The following is a 17,411-nucleotide window of genomic DNA, read 5'->3' as shown; positions in this document are numbered from 1 at the left end:
CTATAAAATTTATCGTTCTACACGTAAACGGAGTTCAAGAATGATACTGCCTAACGAAACGACTACTTCTAGCTGTACTCTACCACCGCCTAACGAAATGATCCTAAAGTGGGCGCATGAGAAACCTAACGAGGTTTACCTAAAACAAATCATTAACCGACAATTTGTTGAATTCACGTATGCCGAGGTTGCTGATAAAGCACTACGATTAGTTTCGGCACTTCGTGGGCTTGGCATTCAGCCTGGTGATAAAGTCGCGCTAATCTCGAAAAACTGTGCCGAGTGGTTTATTTGCGATCTTGCGATGATGCTCGGTGACTATGTCAGCGTGCCAATCTTCCCTACAGCAGGTCCTGATACCATTGAATATTGTCTCACTCACAGTGAGAGTAAGGTACTTATCGCAGGAAAATTGGATGACGCAGCGGCCACCAGTGAGGTGATGGGGAATCTTAGCGATCTCATCACTATTTCTTTACCTTACGACTCAGCACCAGAGTGCCAACACAGTTTTACTCAGCTGGTTGCCGACAATGAGCCAAGCGAAGAGCGCCCTGTTCACTACGATGATAAGCTGATGTCACTGGTTTACACCTCGGGCACATCAGGCCTACCCAAAGGTGCGATGTTGACCTATGGCGCTTTTTCTTGGTCGGTACAACGATTGATTGATCATATCGGTATTGAAGCCAATGACCGCTTGTTCTCTTACTTGCCACTCGCGCACATTACCGAGCGAGTCTATATTTTTGGCTCTTCAGTACAGGGTGGCGTACCTACTGCTTTCCCAGAATCACTGGATACCTTTATTGAAGACGTGAAGATGCAGCGTCCGACGCTGTTTATCTCTGTACCTCGTCTGTGGAACTTGTTCCAACAACGAATTCAAGACAAGCTACCGCAGAAAAAACTCAATATCCTGTTGAAGATACCTTTCGTCAACACACTGATTAAGAAAAAACTCGCTGACGGCCTTGGCCTTGACCAGGCTCGTGTTTTGGGTTGTGGCTCAGCCCCTGTCTCACCTGCTCTTCTCGAGTGGTACCACAGTGTCGGCTTGAATATTACCGAAGCTTGGGGGATGACCGAATCCTTTGCCTACAGCACCCTCAACCATCCTTTCCGCGGAGATAAAATCGGCTCAGTGGGTAATGCAGGTCCAGGTATTGAGCTCAAGATTGCCGATGACTCAGAGATCATGGTTCGCAGTAAAGGCTTGTTCTCTGGGTACTATAAAAACGATATCGCAACACAAGAGTCATTTGATAGTGACGGCTGGCTACATACTGGTGATATTGGTGTGATCGATAGTGAAGGCTACCTAACTATCCAAGGTCGTAAAAAAGACACCTTTAAAACCGCCAAAGGTAAGTTTGTTGCGCCCGTTCCTATTGAGAAAAAGCTCGCAGAGTACAGCCGCGTTGAGATGATGTGTTTGATTGGTTTAGGCCTGCCTGCACCAATCTTACTGGTCGTCCCTCACGACTTCCCGAACTTCGACCGCGAGCGTTATGCTCGTACCGCGGAACGAGTCGTCAAACGCATGAATCAAGAGCTGGAATCTCACGAACACATCAAAGGCGTTCTTATGGTTAAAGAGCCGTGGAGCATTGAAAACGGTTTGCTAACCCCTACCCTTAAAATTAAACGCCACCTTCTAGAGCAGAAGTACCACGAAGTCGGTCAGAACTGGCCAAAAGGTCAATTGGTGGTATGGGAAGAGTAATCACTCTTTATTCTAGAATAGGCGACCTCTGGGTCGCCTATTTTATTTCCAGAAAGGTCTACGACTCTCTTGTTTCGCTTCATAGGGAGTGATTCCGATATCATCAAGTAATCGTTCTGACATCTCTGCAAGCGCTTTTCGAGTTCTGTAATTTCGATACCAAACGCCAAGTACAGTTAAGATATTCTTTCTCAGCTGAAATCCACCGTTTCCTTGCTCTGCACATTCTAGCTTCATAATGGTTCTGTCCATTTGTTTTCCCTCCGTCTTTTCGTATAATTTTTGTGCACACAGAGAAAACTGACAAACGATCTATTCTGTCATTAAGTTAAGGAAAACTTAAGTGAAAGATAAACTCCCTCCACTTCAAGGGCTGTATTATTTCTATCAAGCCGCCAAACTTGGCAGCTTTAAGGATGCCGCTACAACACTTTATGTTTCAGCAGCGGCAATCAGCCAACAGATACGTCAGCTAGAAGAGCAACTTGGTTGTGAGCTGTTTTATCGACAGCATAGAAAAGTCATGCTCACGGCCGAGGGACATTCGCTTTTTAAGGAGCTAAGTCAGGGCTTTGAACATATTCTTCGCGGCGTTCAGAGCATACATAACGACGCAGAGCCTAACCGACTCTCTATCTCTACCCTTCCCTCTTTTGCTCAGCATTGGTTGGTGCCTAGAATTCAGAGCTTTCGTGAACAGTATCCAGAGCTCAGCCTGCTGCTCGAACCCAATAATAAACTGGTGACGTTCCAAGATGACTCGGTGGATATCTGTATTCGCTATGGTGAGGGCCAATACCCTGATGTCGAGAGCCGCCTTTTGATGGAGGACATTATCTATCCCGTTTGTCATCCCCTGTATCAAGAGCAACACAACATCCACACGATTCATGATCTGCATAAAGCAGATTTAATTGAAGATACCTGGCCGGATATGGACTGGAGCTTATGGCTTAATCATGTGGGTGCGCCAATAGGCACGCGAACGCTTCAATATAATGGGGCGCACTTTGTTGTAGAAGGAGCATTGTCTGTGCAGGGGGTTGGATTGATTAAGCACAGCCTCGCTTACAGGTACATCAAAGAAGGGACGCTAGTTCGTATCGGTGATTTCGCGCTAAAACCTAGATTCGCCTACTACGTGTGTGCACCGGCAAACCACTTCAATCGGCCTAAAATTCAAACCTTCCTGTCTTGGCTAAACAAAGAAGTGGAGGAGTTTAAGCGCTGTGATATGTCTCACCTATCTATCATCGAGACCGACTACGTACTGAGACCAAACGCAATGTAGAACCGAATCATTACACCATAAAAAAACCCGCCTTTCGGCGGGTTTTTACTATCTGAAGTCAAAGAACAATTACTTGTTGTCTTCTTTCGCTTTAGCGATAACTTCTTCAGCAACGTTTGCTGGACATGCAGAGTAGTGTTCAAATTCCATAGAGAATTGACCACGGCCTGATGTGATAGTACGTAGGTGACCGATGTAGCCAAACATTTCTGATAGAGGAACGTTAGCTTTAATACGAACACCAGTAGTACCAGCTTGCTGGTCTTTGATCATACCACGACGACGGTTAAGGTCACCGATTACATCACCAACGTGATCTTCTGGAGTGAACACGTCAACGTGCATGATTGGCTCAAGAAGCTGTGCACCAGCTTTTGGCATAGACTGACGGAATGCACCTTTCGCTGCGATTTCGTAAGCGATTGCCGAAGAGTCAACTGCGTGGAATGAACCGTCGAATAGCTCAACTTCAACGTCTAGCGTTGGGAAGCCAGCTAGAACACCGTTGTCCATCATGCTCTCGAAGCCTTTCTCAACTGCTGGCCAGAATTCCTTAGGAACGTTACCACCAACAACTGAAGAAGAGAACGTGAAGCCAGAGTTTGGCTCACCTGGTTTGATACGGTAGTCGATTTTCGCGAACTGACCAGAACCACCAGACTGCTTCTTGTGCGTGTAGCTATCTTCAACTGCTTGAGTGATAGTTTCACGGTAAGCTACCTGTGGAGCACCTACTTCTAGCTCAACGCCGTAAGTACGCTTAAGGATGTCTACCTTGATGTCTAGGTGAAGTTCACCCATACCTTTCAGGATAGTTTCACCTGAATCTTCATCAGTCTCAACTTGGAAAGATGGATCTTCTGCAACCATCTTACCGATAGCGATACCCATCTTCTCAGTAGAACCTTTGTCTTTCGGAGAAACAGCAATAGAGATTACTGGTTCTGGGAAGATCATAGCTTCTAGAGTACATTCGTGCTTAGGATCACATAGAGTGTGACCAGTTTGAACGTTCTTCATACCTACTACAGCGATGATGTCACCAGCTTGTGCTTCAGTAAGTTCGTTACGCTCGTCAGCCTGCATCTCACACATACGACCGATACGCTCAGTCTTACCAGTTGCAGAGTTAAGGATAGTATCACCCTTCTTCATGCGGCCTGAGTAGATACGGATGAACGTTAGTGCACCGAAACGGTCGTCCATGATTTTGAACGCAAGTGCTTTTAGTGGCGCGTCAGCGTCAACTGTAGCAACTTCACCAGTTGGCTCACCAGTTTCTGGATCTGTTAGAGGCTGAGGATCAACTTCAGTTGGAGCTGGTAGGTAATCTACAACAGCGTCAAGAACTAGTTGAACACCCTTGTTCTTAAATGCAGAACCACAGAATGTTGGGAAGAACGCTAGGTCACGAGTACCTTTACGGATACAACGCTTAAGGTCTTCGATAGAAGGCTCTTCACCTTCCATGTACGCTTCCATTAGGTCGTCGTCTTGCTCTACAGCAGTCTCAACTAGCTCTTCACGGTAAGCTTCTAGATCGTCAACCATGTCAGCAGGAACGTCTTGGATTTCGTAGTTTTCTGGAAGACCAGAATCATCCCAAACGTAAGCTTTACGGTTTAGTACGTCTACAACACCAACGAAATCGTCTTCACGACCGATAGGCAGAGTCATTACTAGTGGGTTAGCGCCAAGAACGTTCTTAACTTGGTCAACAACGTTGAAGAAGTCTGCACCCATACGGTCTAGTTTGTTAACGAAGATCAGACGAGATACTTCTGATTCGTTCGCGTAACGCCAGTTTGTTTCTGACTGAGGCTCAACACCACCAGAACCACAGAATACACCGATACCGCCGTCTAGTACTTTAAGTGAACGATATACTTCAACTGTGAAGTCAACGTGTCCAGGAGTATCGATAACGTTTAGGCGGTGGCCGTTCCACTCACAAGTTACCGCAGCAGACTGGATTGTGATACCACGCTCAGCTTCCTGCTCCATGAAGTCAGTTGTAGACTCACCGTCGTGTACTTCACCAGTTTTGTGGATTTTACCAGTAAGCTTAAGGATACGCTCAGTGGTGGTAGTTTTACCCGCATCAACGTGCGCGAAAATACCAATGTTTCTGTACTTTGATAAATCTGCCATTGTCTTACTCTGTTTATAAGGTATAAATTGCGCGCAGAGTATATCACAATCTGTAAAGACCGATACCTCTGCGTGCATGTGTATTAAAAAAAAGTTATCCGAACCCGACTCGATCACACGCCACCTTGGGAGAAATGGTCTCTCAAGGCTTATATCATCAAGCTTCAACGGATTTGGGTGTTGTTACCAGATCGCAGTTAATTTTAGCTGCTCTTGGTGATTTTTCGATGTCATTTCGCAAAATCGTACTTTTGTTGGCGGTATTCTACCTGAAATTGAGCAAAAGCCACCATTAAAGTTCATCAAATGCTGAAATCGCTTCTGAAAGCTTCTTCACGCTGTGGATTTGCATGCCTTCAATGCCGCCTTTCGGCATATTGGCCGCCGGGACAATTGCTTTTTTAAAGCCATGCTTGAACGCTTCCATTAATCGCTCTTGGCCACTTGGTACTGGGCGAATCTCGCCAGCAAGTCCCACCTCACCAAACACAACCACATCTTTCGGTAGCGGACGGTCGCGAAAGCTTGAAAGCAATGCCATAACCAAAGCAAGGTCTGCGCTGGTCTCGGTAACTTTGACGCCACCCACGACGTTGACAAATACATCTTGGTCCGCCATCTGCAAGCCACCATGTTTGTGCAGCACAGCCAAAAGAAGCGACAGACGATTTTGCTCAAGACCTACCGCGACGCGGCGCGGGTTCGCCAGTTGACTGTAGTCAACGAGAGCCTGGATCTCAACGAGGAGCGGACGAGTCCCCTCCCACACGACCATGACTGAACTGCCCGATGTTTCTTCCTCGCCACGAGAGAGGAAAATCGCCGATGGGTTACTGACTTCTTTTAACCCCTGCCCCGTCATCGCAAATACGCCAAGTTCATTTACCGCGCCGAAGCGGTTCTTGTGGCTTCGAAGTGTTCTAAAGCGGCTATCCGTACCACCATCAAGTAGTACTGAGCAGTCGATGATATGTTCCAGCACCTTTGGACCTGCCAAGGTACCATCTTTAGTCACATGACCAACGATGAATATCGCTACATTGTTTTGCTTAGCGTAACGAGTTAGTGCCGTCGCTGATTCGCGTACCTGCGCCACACTGCCTGGTGATGACTGGACATCAGCAACATGCATTACCTGAATAGAGTCGATAACCATCAGCTTTGGCTGCTCTTTTTCAGCGATTTGGCAAATACGATCCACGTTGGTTTCAGAAAGCATCTTGAGATGCTCTTTCGGCAACCCTAAGCGAGAAGCGCGCATGGCGACTTGCTGCAGAGATTCTTCGCCAGTGACGTATAAAGTAGGCATCTGAGAGGACAACCAACACATAGCTTGCAGTAGCAATGTTGATTTACCTGCACCAGGGTTACCACCGATGAGGATGGCCGCGCCAGGTACAACGCCACCTCCCAACACTCGGTCCAGTTCTTTGAAGCCACTGGTAAATCGTGGCACTTCTTGCAGATCAATCTCAGAGAGAGTTTGGATTGTCGACTCCGTCGCTCCACCAGCATAACCTGTCAGTCTCTCGTTGCGAGCAACTTGAGGTGATGCAGCCAGACGGACTTCACTGATCGTGTTCCAACTGCCACATGCGTTGCATTGACCTTGCCAACGGGGAAAATCTGCTCCGCAATCATTACAAACGTAAGCTCTTTTCGCTTTTGCCATAATTTGAACTAACCTACTTACTCTAGCGTTACAATGCACTAAGTTGCATTTATTTATTGACTAATCTATTAGTTTTGGTGTGAAACCAATGAAAAGTATTGTCAATACGCGACAATGCCCCAAGAATAAAGTGAGACAATACCTTATCTTTCCGATACATATCATTCAGGTTTTCGGCATGACTGCCGATATATAAGACATTACGCTGTACTTAATTCTGATGAATCTCATCATCAAAAGGAACACTTTAACAAAACTCATGCAGCAAACAGAAATACTTTCCATTGCCGAGCGTTTAATTTCAGCTTACCACGCTGAGGACTTCGACCAAGTACTAAACCAAGTGACCGAGGGAGAGTCACCATCGACTAAATTACTAGTTAAGATGGAACTCAACCGTCTAATGGCGCCTTGCCATAAGCGTATTGATCTTCGTGGCCGAGTTTCTACTAATTGCCACCAATATCAACTCGACGGTCTAGCTCATTGGTTAGATGACCGTGCATTTAACTCGTACCACAAGCTCACTCGCAAATATGGTGGCTACACTGAAGGTGTGTGGGAGTTGCTGGTTGATAAGAAAACCCTGAGTAATTTGGGTGACGAGCAACGCAATGCCAATAGAGGTGATTTAACCGATCCTCGAAGCCCTTATGCAGCTGCGCCGATTAACCTGGGTTATGACCTAAAACGTAAAGAGTGCCGGTTAAAGGTAGAGTCACAAGTTTCCATCACGCTCGAAAACGGGGAAACTGTTATTGGCCTTAGTGTCGACCTATCTAGCTCTGGAGCCAAGTTTAAAGTTCCAGGTACCTTTGATTACGACTTAGGGCAAGTCATTTCCGTTACATTCGACGAATTAGCAGAAACTAGCCAACTAAAAGAAATAACAGAGCCTATTGAATACCGAGTACTTGGCGTAGACGGTTTGCATGGCATCTCTCCTGTAAAGTACCTTCGTACTCTTAGGTTAACACGAACCAATGCGGTTGAGCTCGTCGTCGACAAGATGCTTAATACTGAGTCAAAAAAGGTTCGCCACGACAATCAAGATCTTATCACGCGTGCACGAACTAGAGGATTTGAACATACTTATCTGAAACACGCTTGTAACCTGCCGCTTTTTTTCAGTGGCAACGACCTCAAAGTCGCCTTGCTCACCGAAAATAATCAGGATATCTGGCGCTATTGGCATGATGAACGCAACCAGCAGTCGCTCGCATCACTTTTCTCTAGTCAGCGCATGGAGCTATTGGTTAAAGCGGGTATAAAAGGGTGTAGCAACGTTCTTTATACCTTCACTCATGAACACAATGGAATGAAACTTTTCTATTCCATGATGATGCCTGAAGCAGATCGCCAAGAACGACAACTGTTCTGGCACGTGGGAGGAAGAAGAGCTAGCTGGAGAGCATTCAGGCTATCTGTATTTGAACTGTCTGCTGATGATATGCTGACGATATCTAAACAATACAGTGAACTCGTCGGCCATGACGAGAAACTTACACACTTTGGGATCCTGCAAGAGATCGGTGATGAGAGGTCAGCAAGTGATTATCTATTTACCGAGAAACCACGACTACCTACCAACAGCTTAAACCAGTTTAGGCACCCACGGAGCGTCAAGAGCCAACCCAGAGGTCTGTACTTTGATGCCAAATCCCGTCGTAAAGAACCAAGGTACCAATTCTCGACTCCGTTAACGATAAGCACAGCTGAAAATAAACGTATTCAAGGAAAAACTGTCGATCTTTCCAAGCATGGCGCAAGCATTACACTCAGTGAGCCTTTAGCTATACCCTCAGGTTCGGTTATAAACGTGGACTATTTGGAGCTCAAACGTTACAACGACCGAATTCCATTGAACCAGGTACCGTACGAAATCGTTCGCATGTCCGCAGACAGAAAAACGGTGCACCTCTCTATTGTTGAATCTGGAAAGACGGTCAAAACAATCGCCTTCTTTAGAGGCATTATAGAGAACAACCAAGACAAGTTAGTCGCTCAGCAAGAAATCTTACCAAGCACCTCACTGCTTGAGGCACTGCACAACGTGTTACTTGGAAAAATGGTCTCTACGCCCGTTTATGTCGATAAACGCGGTACCTCAGTCAAATGCCGCTCAGTGGGTGTCAATTTTCCACTGCCAGGCTACTTGCAGTTTTTTGAACGCATTGGGCACGACCAAAAGCTCGCGCTTGAGCCCATCTTTAAAGGCAGAAGTAATTCGTTGTTGGCCGAACCTCTCAAACGTAAACCAGGTGCCAAACCTATTGCCTGTGAGCTCTATATTGGCGTCCTTAAACTCGGCGATAGAATCCAATCGATTCACACTAAGGTTCGCGATGATTTCGAGTCTACCCAGCAGCGAATTAAGTTCATTAAAGATGCCCTTAGCATGGGTGAGCTGTACATTCTGAGAGTCTCTTCTGGACCTGTTTATGACGCATTGACTACGCTCATGAAAAAGACATCAACGAGCTGCTGTCGTTGAGCTTAAGCCATGCACGCAACCTAGAAAACGAAATGACCTCTATCATTGGATACTGCGAGCTCGTGGACATTACTGAAGAAGTGCTGATACGGCTTGAGATGAACCATTAATTGCGCCAACTAAAAAGCCCTCGCAGGTTAACCTACGAGGGCTTTTTTTGAAATCACTAGCTATCAACTACCAGCCAATTTTCTTCTGTCTTGCAAGCAGACCTGACAAGATACAAACGATACCACCCAATCCAGCATGTCGAATAGCAACTTGAGCCTGCGCCTCAACTTTAGGTTTTGCATGGTACGCAATGCCAAGACCCGCAGCCTTCATCATCACTAGGTCGTTCGCACCATCTCCCACAGCGATCGTATTGTGCGGCTCCACATCGTACTCTTCGGCAAGCTCAAGCAGAATGTCCGCTTTGGTTTGCGCAGAAACCACCTCTCCAACGACCTCTCCCAATAGCTTGCCATCTTTGATTGCTAATGTGTTGGATTGTGCAAAATCTAGGTCGAGCATCTCTTTTAAGTGATCAGAGAAGTAGGTAAAGCCGCCTGACGCAATAGCGGTTTTCCAGCCATAGCTTTGCAGTGTTTTAATCATCTCGCGAAGCTCTGGCATCAAAGGCAAAGATTCACGCACTTCACTTAAAATAGATTCGTCAGCATCTTTTAATGCAGCAACACGTTGGCGAAGGCTTTGCTCAAAATCGAGTTCACCCTGCATCGCTCGCTCAGTGACCTCTGACACTTGCTCACCAACGCCAGCCAGCTTAGCAATCTCGTCAATACACTCTATCTGAATCGCGGTTGAGTCCATATCGAGCACAATAACACCTGGCTTGTTAAGATCAGGAACATCGCAAAGCCTTGCATAATCTACGTTCAGTTCATCAAGAATACGAATATGGTCTGGGGTAAGGTTACCTTCCATCAAAGCGACCTCGTATTGACCAACTTGCCAGATATCTAGGATTCGAGTGGTCTCGCCAACATAGAAGTCCAAATCATTGAACAGTTCAGTGTATAAAGTGGGTGCGTAGACAATCCAGGTAGCAGCGCGCTTCTCTAGCGAGTGAGAGAGCAATGTCTCCGGAAATCTTTGTTTTAGTGGGATACGCTTACTGATCGCAAGCGGTTTAATAGCATCCATGGCTAATCCTTCCTTCAAGTGAGCTCCCGAAACGTTACCCTATTGCAATTTGGTTGTGCAAGCATCAATATGAACCAATCAGTAATTTCTTAGTACTTTTGCACTTTTATGGACGGTTCACTGTTTTCGTTTAGGAATTTTTTGCGTTTGGTTGCCTTGTGCTTGATCGCGGCGATGGTGTTTTTTATTACCAGTAACAGCGTACTGATCAGCAAGGGAAACGAGCGCATTCAAGCTAACCAATTAGAAGTGCTATCAAAAGTACTTATCTCGCAAGCCTCAAAGTCGGCAAGGCAGATGCTTATAGACCAAGACCAAGAGCGTCTCGGTGCACTGACGAATCAGCTGTCCAAAGAACGCCTGGTTCTGGATGCGACGGTTTATGATTCTGAAGGGGTCAAAGTTGCGTCGAGCAACAATGCTCAGACGGTTCGTGAGGTATTGGGGCTCGATACCCCACTATCGACTGCCAGTATCGGACGCCAGCAACTGGTCGAGCCTATCATTAACGACAATACGATTATTGGCTTTGTTCGTATTACCTTTGAAACCGGTAAAGTAACGGCGATTTCAGATCACCACTACAGAAAAAGTGACCGCTTTATGTATATGATGATCCTGATGAGCTTCTTGTGCGGCATCTTGCTAATGGTTCTGCTTAGACGGCAATCGAAAGACAAAGGCGAAAACCTTCTTCTTAAGCAGCCCTAGATTTTTTAACCAACCCTAGATATCTTAAGCAACAATAGAATACAAAAAGGCCTCGCAAATGCGAGGCCTTAAACTATCTTAGAAAACGTGCTTATTCAGCGTCACCCAGAAGTACTGAGTCCAGTGCAATTTCCATCATTTCATTGAACGTTGTTGCACGCTCGTCTGAAGTGGTTTGCTCTCCCGTTTTGATGTGGTCAGAAACAGTACAGATCGCCAGCGCTTTCGCACCGTATTCTGCTGCAACGCCGTAGATACCCGCTGCTTCCATCTCAACACCAACAATGCCGTACTTGTCCATAACATCGAACATTTCTGGATCCGGTGTATAGAACAGCTCAGCTGAGAAAAGGTTACCCACTTTCACATTGATGCCACGTGCTTTTGCCGCTTCTTCAGCATTCTTCACCATGTGGTAGTCAGCGATGGCTGCAAAGTCATGATCTTTAAAGCGAATACGGTTTACTTTTGAGTCAGTACACGCACCCATGCCGATCACTACGTCACGTACTTTAATGTCTTCGTTCACTGCACCGCAGCTACCAACACGAATAATCTTCTTAACACCAAAGTCTTTAATCAGCTCTGTCACGTAAATTGAGCATGAAGGGATACCCATGCCATGGCCCATCACAGAGATACGACGACCTTTGTAGGTCCCTGTGTAGCCATACATGTTACGAACATCACATACTTGTACTGCGTCATCCAAGAATGTGTCAGCAATGTATTTTGCGCGAAGTGGATCACCTGGCATCAATACTACGTCAGCAAAATCACCCATTTCCGCGTTAATGTGAGGAGTCGCCATTGTTATTTCCTTTACGTTGTTCGTTATCAATTCTGAAAAGTGGTTTAAACGAGTTAAGAGCAAGCTAATTTGCTCTTAACTTACTGTCATTACAGGAAGTTCTTTCCGTAGTCCATTGAGGATGTACCAAAGTAGCTCGCAAGACTTTGACCAATATCAGCGAAGCTTTCACGTAGCCCCAAAGAACCTGCAGGTACTTTCTCACCATAGACGATGACCGGGATATGCTCGCGAGTGTGGTCGGTACCTTGCCATGTTGGATCACAGCCGTGGTCTGCCGTCAGAATAAGCACGTCGTCTTCTTGCATTAACTCGATCACTTCGTGAATACGAGAATCAAAGTATTCCAGCGCCGCAGCATAACCGGCAACATCGCGGCGGTGACCGTACGCTGAATCAAAATCGACGAAGTTAGTGAAAACAATCGTGTTATCACCCGCTTCTTTGATCTGCTCTTTGGTTGCTTCAAACAGAGCTGGAATGCCTGTCGCCTTCACTTTCTTGGTGATGCCACAGTTCGCATAGATGTCAGCAATCTTACCGATCGACACGACCTGGCCTTGCTTTTCATCAACCAGTTTAGACAGCACAGTTGGTGCTGGCGGTTCGACAGAAAGGTCGCGACGGTTACCAGTACGCTCAAATTGACCTTTGCCAGGACCAATAAATGGACGAGCGATAACACGACCGATGTTGTAGTCTTCAAGCTCTTCACGAGCGATCTGACAAAGCTCAAGTAAGCGTTCTAAGCCAAATGTCTCTTCGTGACATGCAATCTGGAATACCGAGTCCGCAGAGGTATAGAAGATAGGTTGCCCTGTCTTCATATGCTCTTCACCAAGATCATCCAAAACCTGAGTACCAGAGGCATGGCAGTTACCAAGGAAGCCGTCAATACCTGCACGCTCTAAAATGCGATCTGTTAGCTCTTTAGGGAAGCTGTTCTCTTTGTCTGTGAAGTAACCCCAATCAAACAATACTGGTACACCGGCAATTTCCCAGTGGCCAGATGGTGTATCTTTACCCGAAGACAGTTCAGCAGCGTGGCCGTAAGCACCAATGACCTCGACGTCATCACGCAAACCAGCTGCAAGTGCGCCCGTTGACTCTTTATGGGCCATAGCCAAGCCTAACTTGGATAGGTTTGGCAACTTCAACTCACCGCTACGTTGTTCGTTGTCTGCCAGACCTTTCGCACACTGCTCAGCAATATGACCCATGGTATCTGAGCCCACATCACCAAACTTATCGGCATCCGCTGTTGCGCCAATACCGAAAGAATCTAGAACTAAAATAAATGCACGTTTCATAACTTCTCTCCACCCTTATGCTAGATCTTCCGCACGAATATGGCGGTATACACAAGGAGTTTCTGTATAAACTGTATCACCAACGGTGATGGCGGCTTTCAGCGCGTCTGCGGCTTCTTGCCACTGCGCTTCATTGCGAGCATGGATAACAGCAAGTGGCTTGTCTGCACTTGCCTTTTCACCAAGCTTGATGAATTGATCGAATCCAACCGCATAATCGATAGTATCTGTTGCTACGCGACGTCCACCGCCCATACCAACGACAGCCATGCCAATCGCACGTGTGTCCATCGCTGAGACAATACCGTCAACATCAGCAAACACTGGCTTAACGATCTCTGCCTTCTCTAGGTAATTATCGTAGTTAGCAACAAAGTCTGCTGGGCCACCTAAACCTTTCACCATCTTGCCAAAGCACTCAGCGGCTTTGCCGTTATTGAGTACCTCATTAAGCATGGCTTCCGCTTGCTCGGTATCGCTTGCCAGCTTACCAAGTACCAACATCTCGCTGCACAGAGCCATCGTCACTTCGTACAAGCGAGGGTTACGGTATTCACCAGTCAAGAACTGTACGGCCTCACGCACTTCCACCGCATTGCCCGCTGAGGATGCCAGTACTTGGTTCATATCAGTAAGGATCGCCGTCGTGTTTGTACCCGCGCCGTTCGCCACTGCAACAATTGAGTTTGCAAGCTCTTCTGACGCTTCGTACGTTGGCATAAAGGCACCAGAGCCGACTTTTACGTCCATCACTAGAGATTCTAGGCCCGCAGCCAACTTCTTCGACAAAATAGAAGCCGTGATTAACGAAATATTGTCTACCGTCGCCGTAATGTCACGTGTCGCGTAAACGCGCTTATCAGCTGGTGCGAGATCGCCGGTTTGACCGATGATGGCTACACCCGCCTCTTTCGTTACTTCACCAAATACCTCATTGGTCGGGGTGATGTTGTAGCCTGGGATAGCTTCAAGCTTATCCAATGTGCCGCCTGTATGGCCAAGACCACGACCTGAAATCATAGGAACGAAGCCACCACAAGCCGCAATCATTGGACCAAGCATTAGTGAGGTAACATCCCCCACGCCACCGGTTGAGTGCTTATCGACAATCGGACCGCCAAAATTCATATGGCTCCAGTCGATAACCATGCCAGAATCACGCATGGCACAAGTCAGCGCAATGCGCTCTGGCATGGTCATTTCATTGAAGAAGATGGTCATCGCAAATGCTGCAATTTGACCTTCCGATACCGTGTCTTTCGCCACACCTTGAATGAAGAAGTTGATCTCTTCCGCGCTCAGTTCATGACCGTCGCGTTTTTTACGAATTATCTCTTGAGGTAAATACATTAGTGCCTCCACAGCGAAGTGCTGAAGTACAGAATAAGTGTAGGGTAGAAGTTGCGGGCGTGTGGGTAGTCCCTCCCCTTTATAAGGGGAGGCTAGGAGGGGTTAACCTTCCACGGAACTCAAATCCCGCAAAGTAACTTAGTACGCGCTTGGATCCGCCGTCTCGTCAGTTACTTCTAATGTATTCAGTAGGTTGGTCAGTAAGCTTGATGCACCAAAGCGGTAGTGCATGTTGTCTGCCCAGTCTGCGCCTAGGATTTCGTCTGCCATTGCTAGGTAAGCAGCCGCGTCTTCCGCAGTACGCACGCCACCAGCAGGTTTGAAACCAACGGTTTTAGCAACGCCCATATCGCGAATCACTTCTAGCATCATGCGAGCGTACTCTGGAGTCGCGTTGACTGGCACTTTACCTGTAGAGGTTTTAATGAAGTCAGCACCTGCTTTGATACAGATTTCTGATGCTTTCTTGATAAGTGCTTCTTCTTTTAGCTCACCGGTTTCGATAATAACTTTCAGAAGAATATCGCCACACGCTTCTTTACACTGTTTCACTAGCTCGAAACCTACTTCTTCGTTGCCAGCGATAAGTGCGCGGTATGGGAACACCACGTCTACTTCATCTGCGCCGTAAGCAACTGCAGCCTTGGTTTCTGCTACTGCGATTTCAATGTCGTCGTTACCGTGTGGGAAGTTGGTTACCGTCGCGATACGTACATCTGGTGTACCTTGCTCACGAAGGGTTTTCTTAGCAATAGGAATAAAGCGAGGGTAAATACAGATCGCAGCTGTGTTACCCACAGCCGTTTTCGCGTCATGACATAGTGCGATCACTTTCTCGTTAGTGTCGTCGTCATTTAGCGTGGTTAGATCCATAAGTTTTAGTGCACGTAGAGCTGCTGATTTTAAATCGCTCATTTCTATCTCCGGTCAATATATTCAATTAATTACCTGACAAACACGTCAGCAATAAATGAACGGACTTGGTTCCTTGAAGACTCGGCTCGGCAAACTCGCTGCCTCACCAATTGCTATCCCTGTCACCGCACAGTACCTGCTCGTTTAGATCACCTGATTCCTATCTGTGGTGAGAACTGGCTCTGGCTGAATAACTCATCAATTGTCTGTGTCATTACCTTAAACACACGATGAGTTACTGAGTAGCCTATACAGTATAGGAGTGATCTCAAAAACGGTAGTACCGATTAAAACGCAAACGGTTTGTATCTCAAAAAAGTTCCGTTGTCCATCATTCATCCCTTATCCCAAAAGGACTATTGAGGTTTTCTGGCCCCCAAAAACCAAAAAAGCCCCGCAGCAATTTCTTGCTACGGGGCGATTTAATACGGCGTCTATATACTAATTACCTTAACGCGAGCAATTACATGCCAGCAAGGCTTAGACAGAAACCAGCGATCGTTGCTGCCATCAAGTTAGATAGCGTACCTGCGATTACTGCTTTCACACCCATGCGAGCGATATCACCGCGACGCTTAGGTGCAAGGCTACCCAGACCACCTAGTAGGATTGCGATAGAAGACAGGTTCGCAAAACCACATAGAGCGAATGAGATGATTGCTTTAGTTTTCTCAGAAAGAACAACTGGAGCTGCTTCACCTAGGTATGGTGCGAAGTTCGCGTATGCTACGAATTCGTTCGCAACCGTCTTCATACCGATGAACTCACCAGCGATTGTCGCTTCAGACCATGGCACACCTAGTAGGAATGCAAGTGGTGAGAAGATCCAACCTAGAATCATTTCTAGACGTAGCTCAGGCATACCAACCCAGCCACCGATGCCACCAAGCATACCGTTAACTAGAGCGATAAGACCGATGAATGCGATTAGCATTGCACCTACGTTCAGTGCTAGTTGAAGACCTGCAGATGCACCGCCCGCTGCTGCGTCGATAACGTTAGCTGGCTTGTCTTCACCTTCAGCTTGCATGCTGTGTAGTTGTTCTACTGGCTCGTCTGTTTCTGGCTTGATGATCTTAGCGAATAGAAGACCACCAGGTGCTGCCATGAAAGATGCTGCTACTAGGTACTCGATTGGCACGCCCATAGAAGCGTAACCTGCAAGTACACCACCAGCGATAGAAGCTAGACCACCACACATTACAGCGAATAGCTCAGATTGAGTCATCTTAGGTACGAAAGGACGTACAACTAGAGGTGCTTCGGTTTGACCTACGAAAATGTTAGCTGCCGCTGACATAGATTCCGCACGAGATGTACCTAGCGCTTTTTGCAGACCGCCACCAAGAATCTTGATAACCCACTGCATTACACCTAGGTAGTAAAGTACAGAAATTAGCGCAGAGAAAAAGATTAGTGTAGGTAGTACACGGAAAGCGAAGATGAAACCGCCGCCGCCGAATACTTCAAACATCTTGTCAGAAACAAGACCACCGAATAGGAATGACGTACCGTCGTTACCGTAGTTAATCACGCTAGATACAGCGTCAGAGAAGCTACGTAGGATCTCTTGACCCCAAGGTACGTAAAGAACGAATGCACCTAGTGCAAATTGGATAGCAAATGCGCCAGCCACAGTTCTGATATTAATAGCTTTGCGGTTATCCGATAGTAGTACTGCGATTGCAATAAGCACTACCATACCAACCAGGCTCATAAACAGGCTCATAGTTTATGACTTCCTTATATAATAAATTTGGCGTGTAACAAAAATTGAAGCTCAAAAGCGGGGGCGATTATACAAACCCACAGAAAAGAAAGTAGTACCCCCCTC

12 protein-coding genes and 1 pseudogene are annotated in these 17,411 nt (G+C 46.7%); 4 read left to right on the top strand and 9 right to left on the bottom strand.

The genetic code is table 11. The annotated features are described in order from the left end of the window. Positions 1-40: 40 nt before the first annotated feature. The gene (locus tag AC6I8U_RS03290) at positions 41-1,726 is read left to right on the top strand and encodes an AMP-binding protein (protein WP_252012313.1); all 1,686 of its coding nucleotides are present in this window, start codon (positions 41-43) and stop codon (positions 1,724-1,726) included. A gap of 42 nt (positions 1,727-1,768) precedes the next feature. On the opposite strand, the gene AC6I8U_RS03285 is transcribed toward AC6I8U_RS03290, so the two are convergent. Then, entirely contained in the window at positions 1,769-1,978 is a 210-nt protein-coding gene (locus AC6I8U_RS03285; protein WP_498017742.1) for a DUF1127 domain-containing protein, read from the bottom strand. Between the two features lie 91 nt (positions 1,979-2,069). Between AC6I8U_RS03285 and AC6I8U_RS03280 the strand changes: the two genes are divergently transcribed. After that, complete coding sequence (locus AC6I8U_RS03280; RefSeq protein ID WP_498017741.1) at positions 2,070-3,017, top strand: LysR substrate-binding domain-containing protein; 948 nt, start codon at positions 2,070-2,072, stop codon at positions 3,015-3,017. 69 nt (positions 3,018-3,086) lie between these two features. On the opposite strand, the gene fusA is transcribed toward AC6I8U_RS03280, so the two are convergent. Both fusA and radA read right to left on the bottom strand, forming a co-directional pair. After that, positions 3,087-5,168: an elongation factor G gene (gene fusA, locus AC6I8U_RS03275; protein ID WP_128648301.1), complete on the bottom strand. Its 2,082-nt coding sequence runs from the start codon at positions 5,166-5,168 to the stop codon at positions 3,087-3,089. A 292-nt stretch (positions 5,169-5,460) separates the two neighbouring features. Then, complete coding sequence (radA, locus tag AC6I8U_RS03270; protein ID WP_498017740.1) at positions 5,461-6,840, bottom strand: DNA repair protein RadA; 1,380 nt, start codon at positions 6,838-6,840, stop codon at positions 5,461-5,463. Positions 6,841-7,099: 259 nt separating this feature from the next. Between radA and AC6I8U_RS03265 the strand changes: the two are divergent. Continuing rightward, positions 7,100-9,444 (top strand): annotated as a pseudogene (locus AC6I8U_RS03265) (PilZ domain-containing protein). 67 nt (positions 9,445-9,511) lie between these two features. On the opposite strand, the gene serB reads toward AC6I8U_RS03265, so the two are convergent. Further along, complete coding sequence (serB, locus tag AC6I8U_RS03260) at positions 9,512-10,480, bottom strand: phosphoserine phosphatase (protein ID WP_234495269.1); 969 nt, start codon at positions 10,478-10,480, stop codon at positions 9,512-9,514. A 108-nt stretch (positions 10,481-10,588) separates the two neighbouring features. Between serB and AC6I8U_RS03255 the strand changes: the two genes are divergently transcribed. Next, positions 10,589-11,191, top strand: coding sequence for a YtjB family periplasmic protein (locus tag AC6I8U_RS03255; RefSeq protein ID WP_042473628.1), 603 nt, complete (start codon positions 10,589-10,591; stop codon positions 11,189-11,191). Positions 11,192-11,282: 91 nt separating this feature from the next. On the opposite strand, the gene deoD is transcribed toward AC6I8U_RS03255, so the two are convergent. The 5 genes from deoD to AC6I8U_RS03230 all read right to left on the bottom strand — a co-directional run bounded on the left by deoD (position 11,283) and on the right by AC6I8U_RS03230 (position 17,306). Further along, positions 11,283-12,002: a purine-nucleoside phosphorylase gene (deoD, locus tag AC6I8U_RS03250; protein ID WP_042473625.1), complete on the bottom strand. Its 720-nt coding sequence runs from the start codon at positions 12,000-12,002 to the stop codon at positions 11,283-11,285. Positions 12,003-12,091: 89 nt separating this feature from the next. Continuing rightward, entirely contained in the window at positions 12,092-13,312 is a 1,221-nt protein-coding gene (locus AC6I8U_RS03245; protein ID WP_128648299.1) for a phosphopentomutase, read from the bottom strand. Positions 13,313-13,327: 15 nt separating this feature from the next. Continuing rightward, on the bottom strand, positions 13,328-14,662 hold the full coding sequence (deoA, locus tag AC6I8U_RS03240; protein WP_128648298.1) for a thymidine phosphorylase: 1,335 nt from the start codon (positions 14,660-14,662) through the stop codon (positions 13,328-13,330). A 138-nt stretch (positions 14,663-14,800) separates the two neighbouring features. Next, positions 14,801-15,577 carry a deoxyribose-phosphate aldolase gene (deoC, locus tag AC6I8U_RS03235; protein ID WP_042473619.1) on the bottom strand — a complete coding sequence of 259 codons (777 nt, stop codon included), beginning with the start codon at positions 15,575-15,577 and terminating at the stop codon, positions 14,801-14,803. A gap of 463 nt (positions 15,578-16,040) precedes the next feature. After that, on the bottom strand, positions 16,041-17,306 hold the full coding sequence (locus tag AC6I8U_RS03230; protein ID WP_234495266.1) for a NupC/NupG family nucleoside CNT transporter: 1,266 nt from the start codon (positions 17,304-17,306) through the stop codon (positions 16,041-16,043). Positions 17,307-17,411 lie beyond the last annotated feature (105 nt).

Source organism: Vibrio sp. KUL80 (assembly GCF_059725495.1).
Note: the sequence above shows the minus strand (reverse complement) of the source record. Positions and strands in the feature narration are given on the sequence as shown.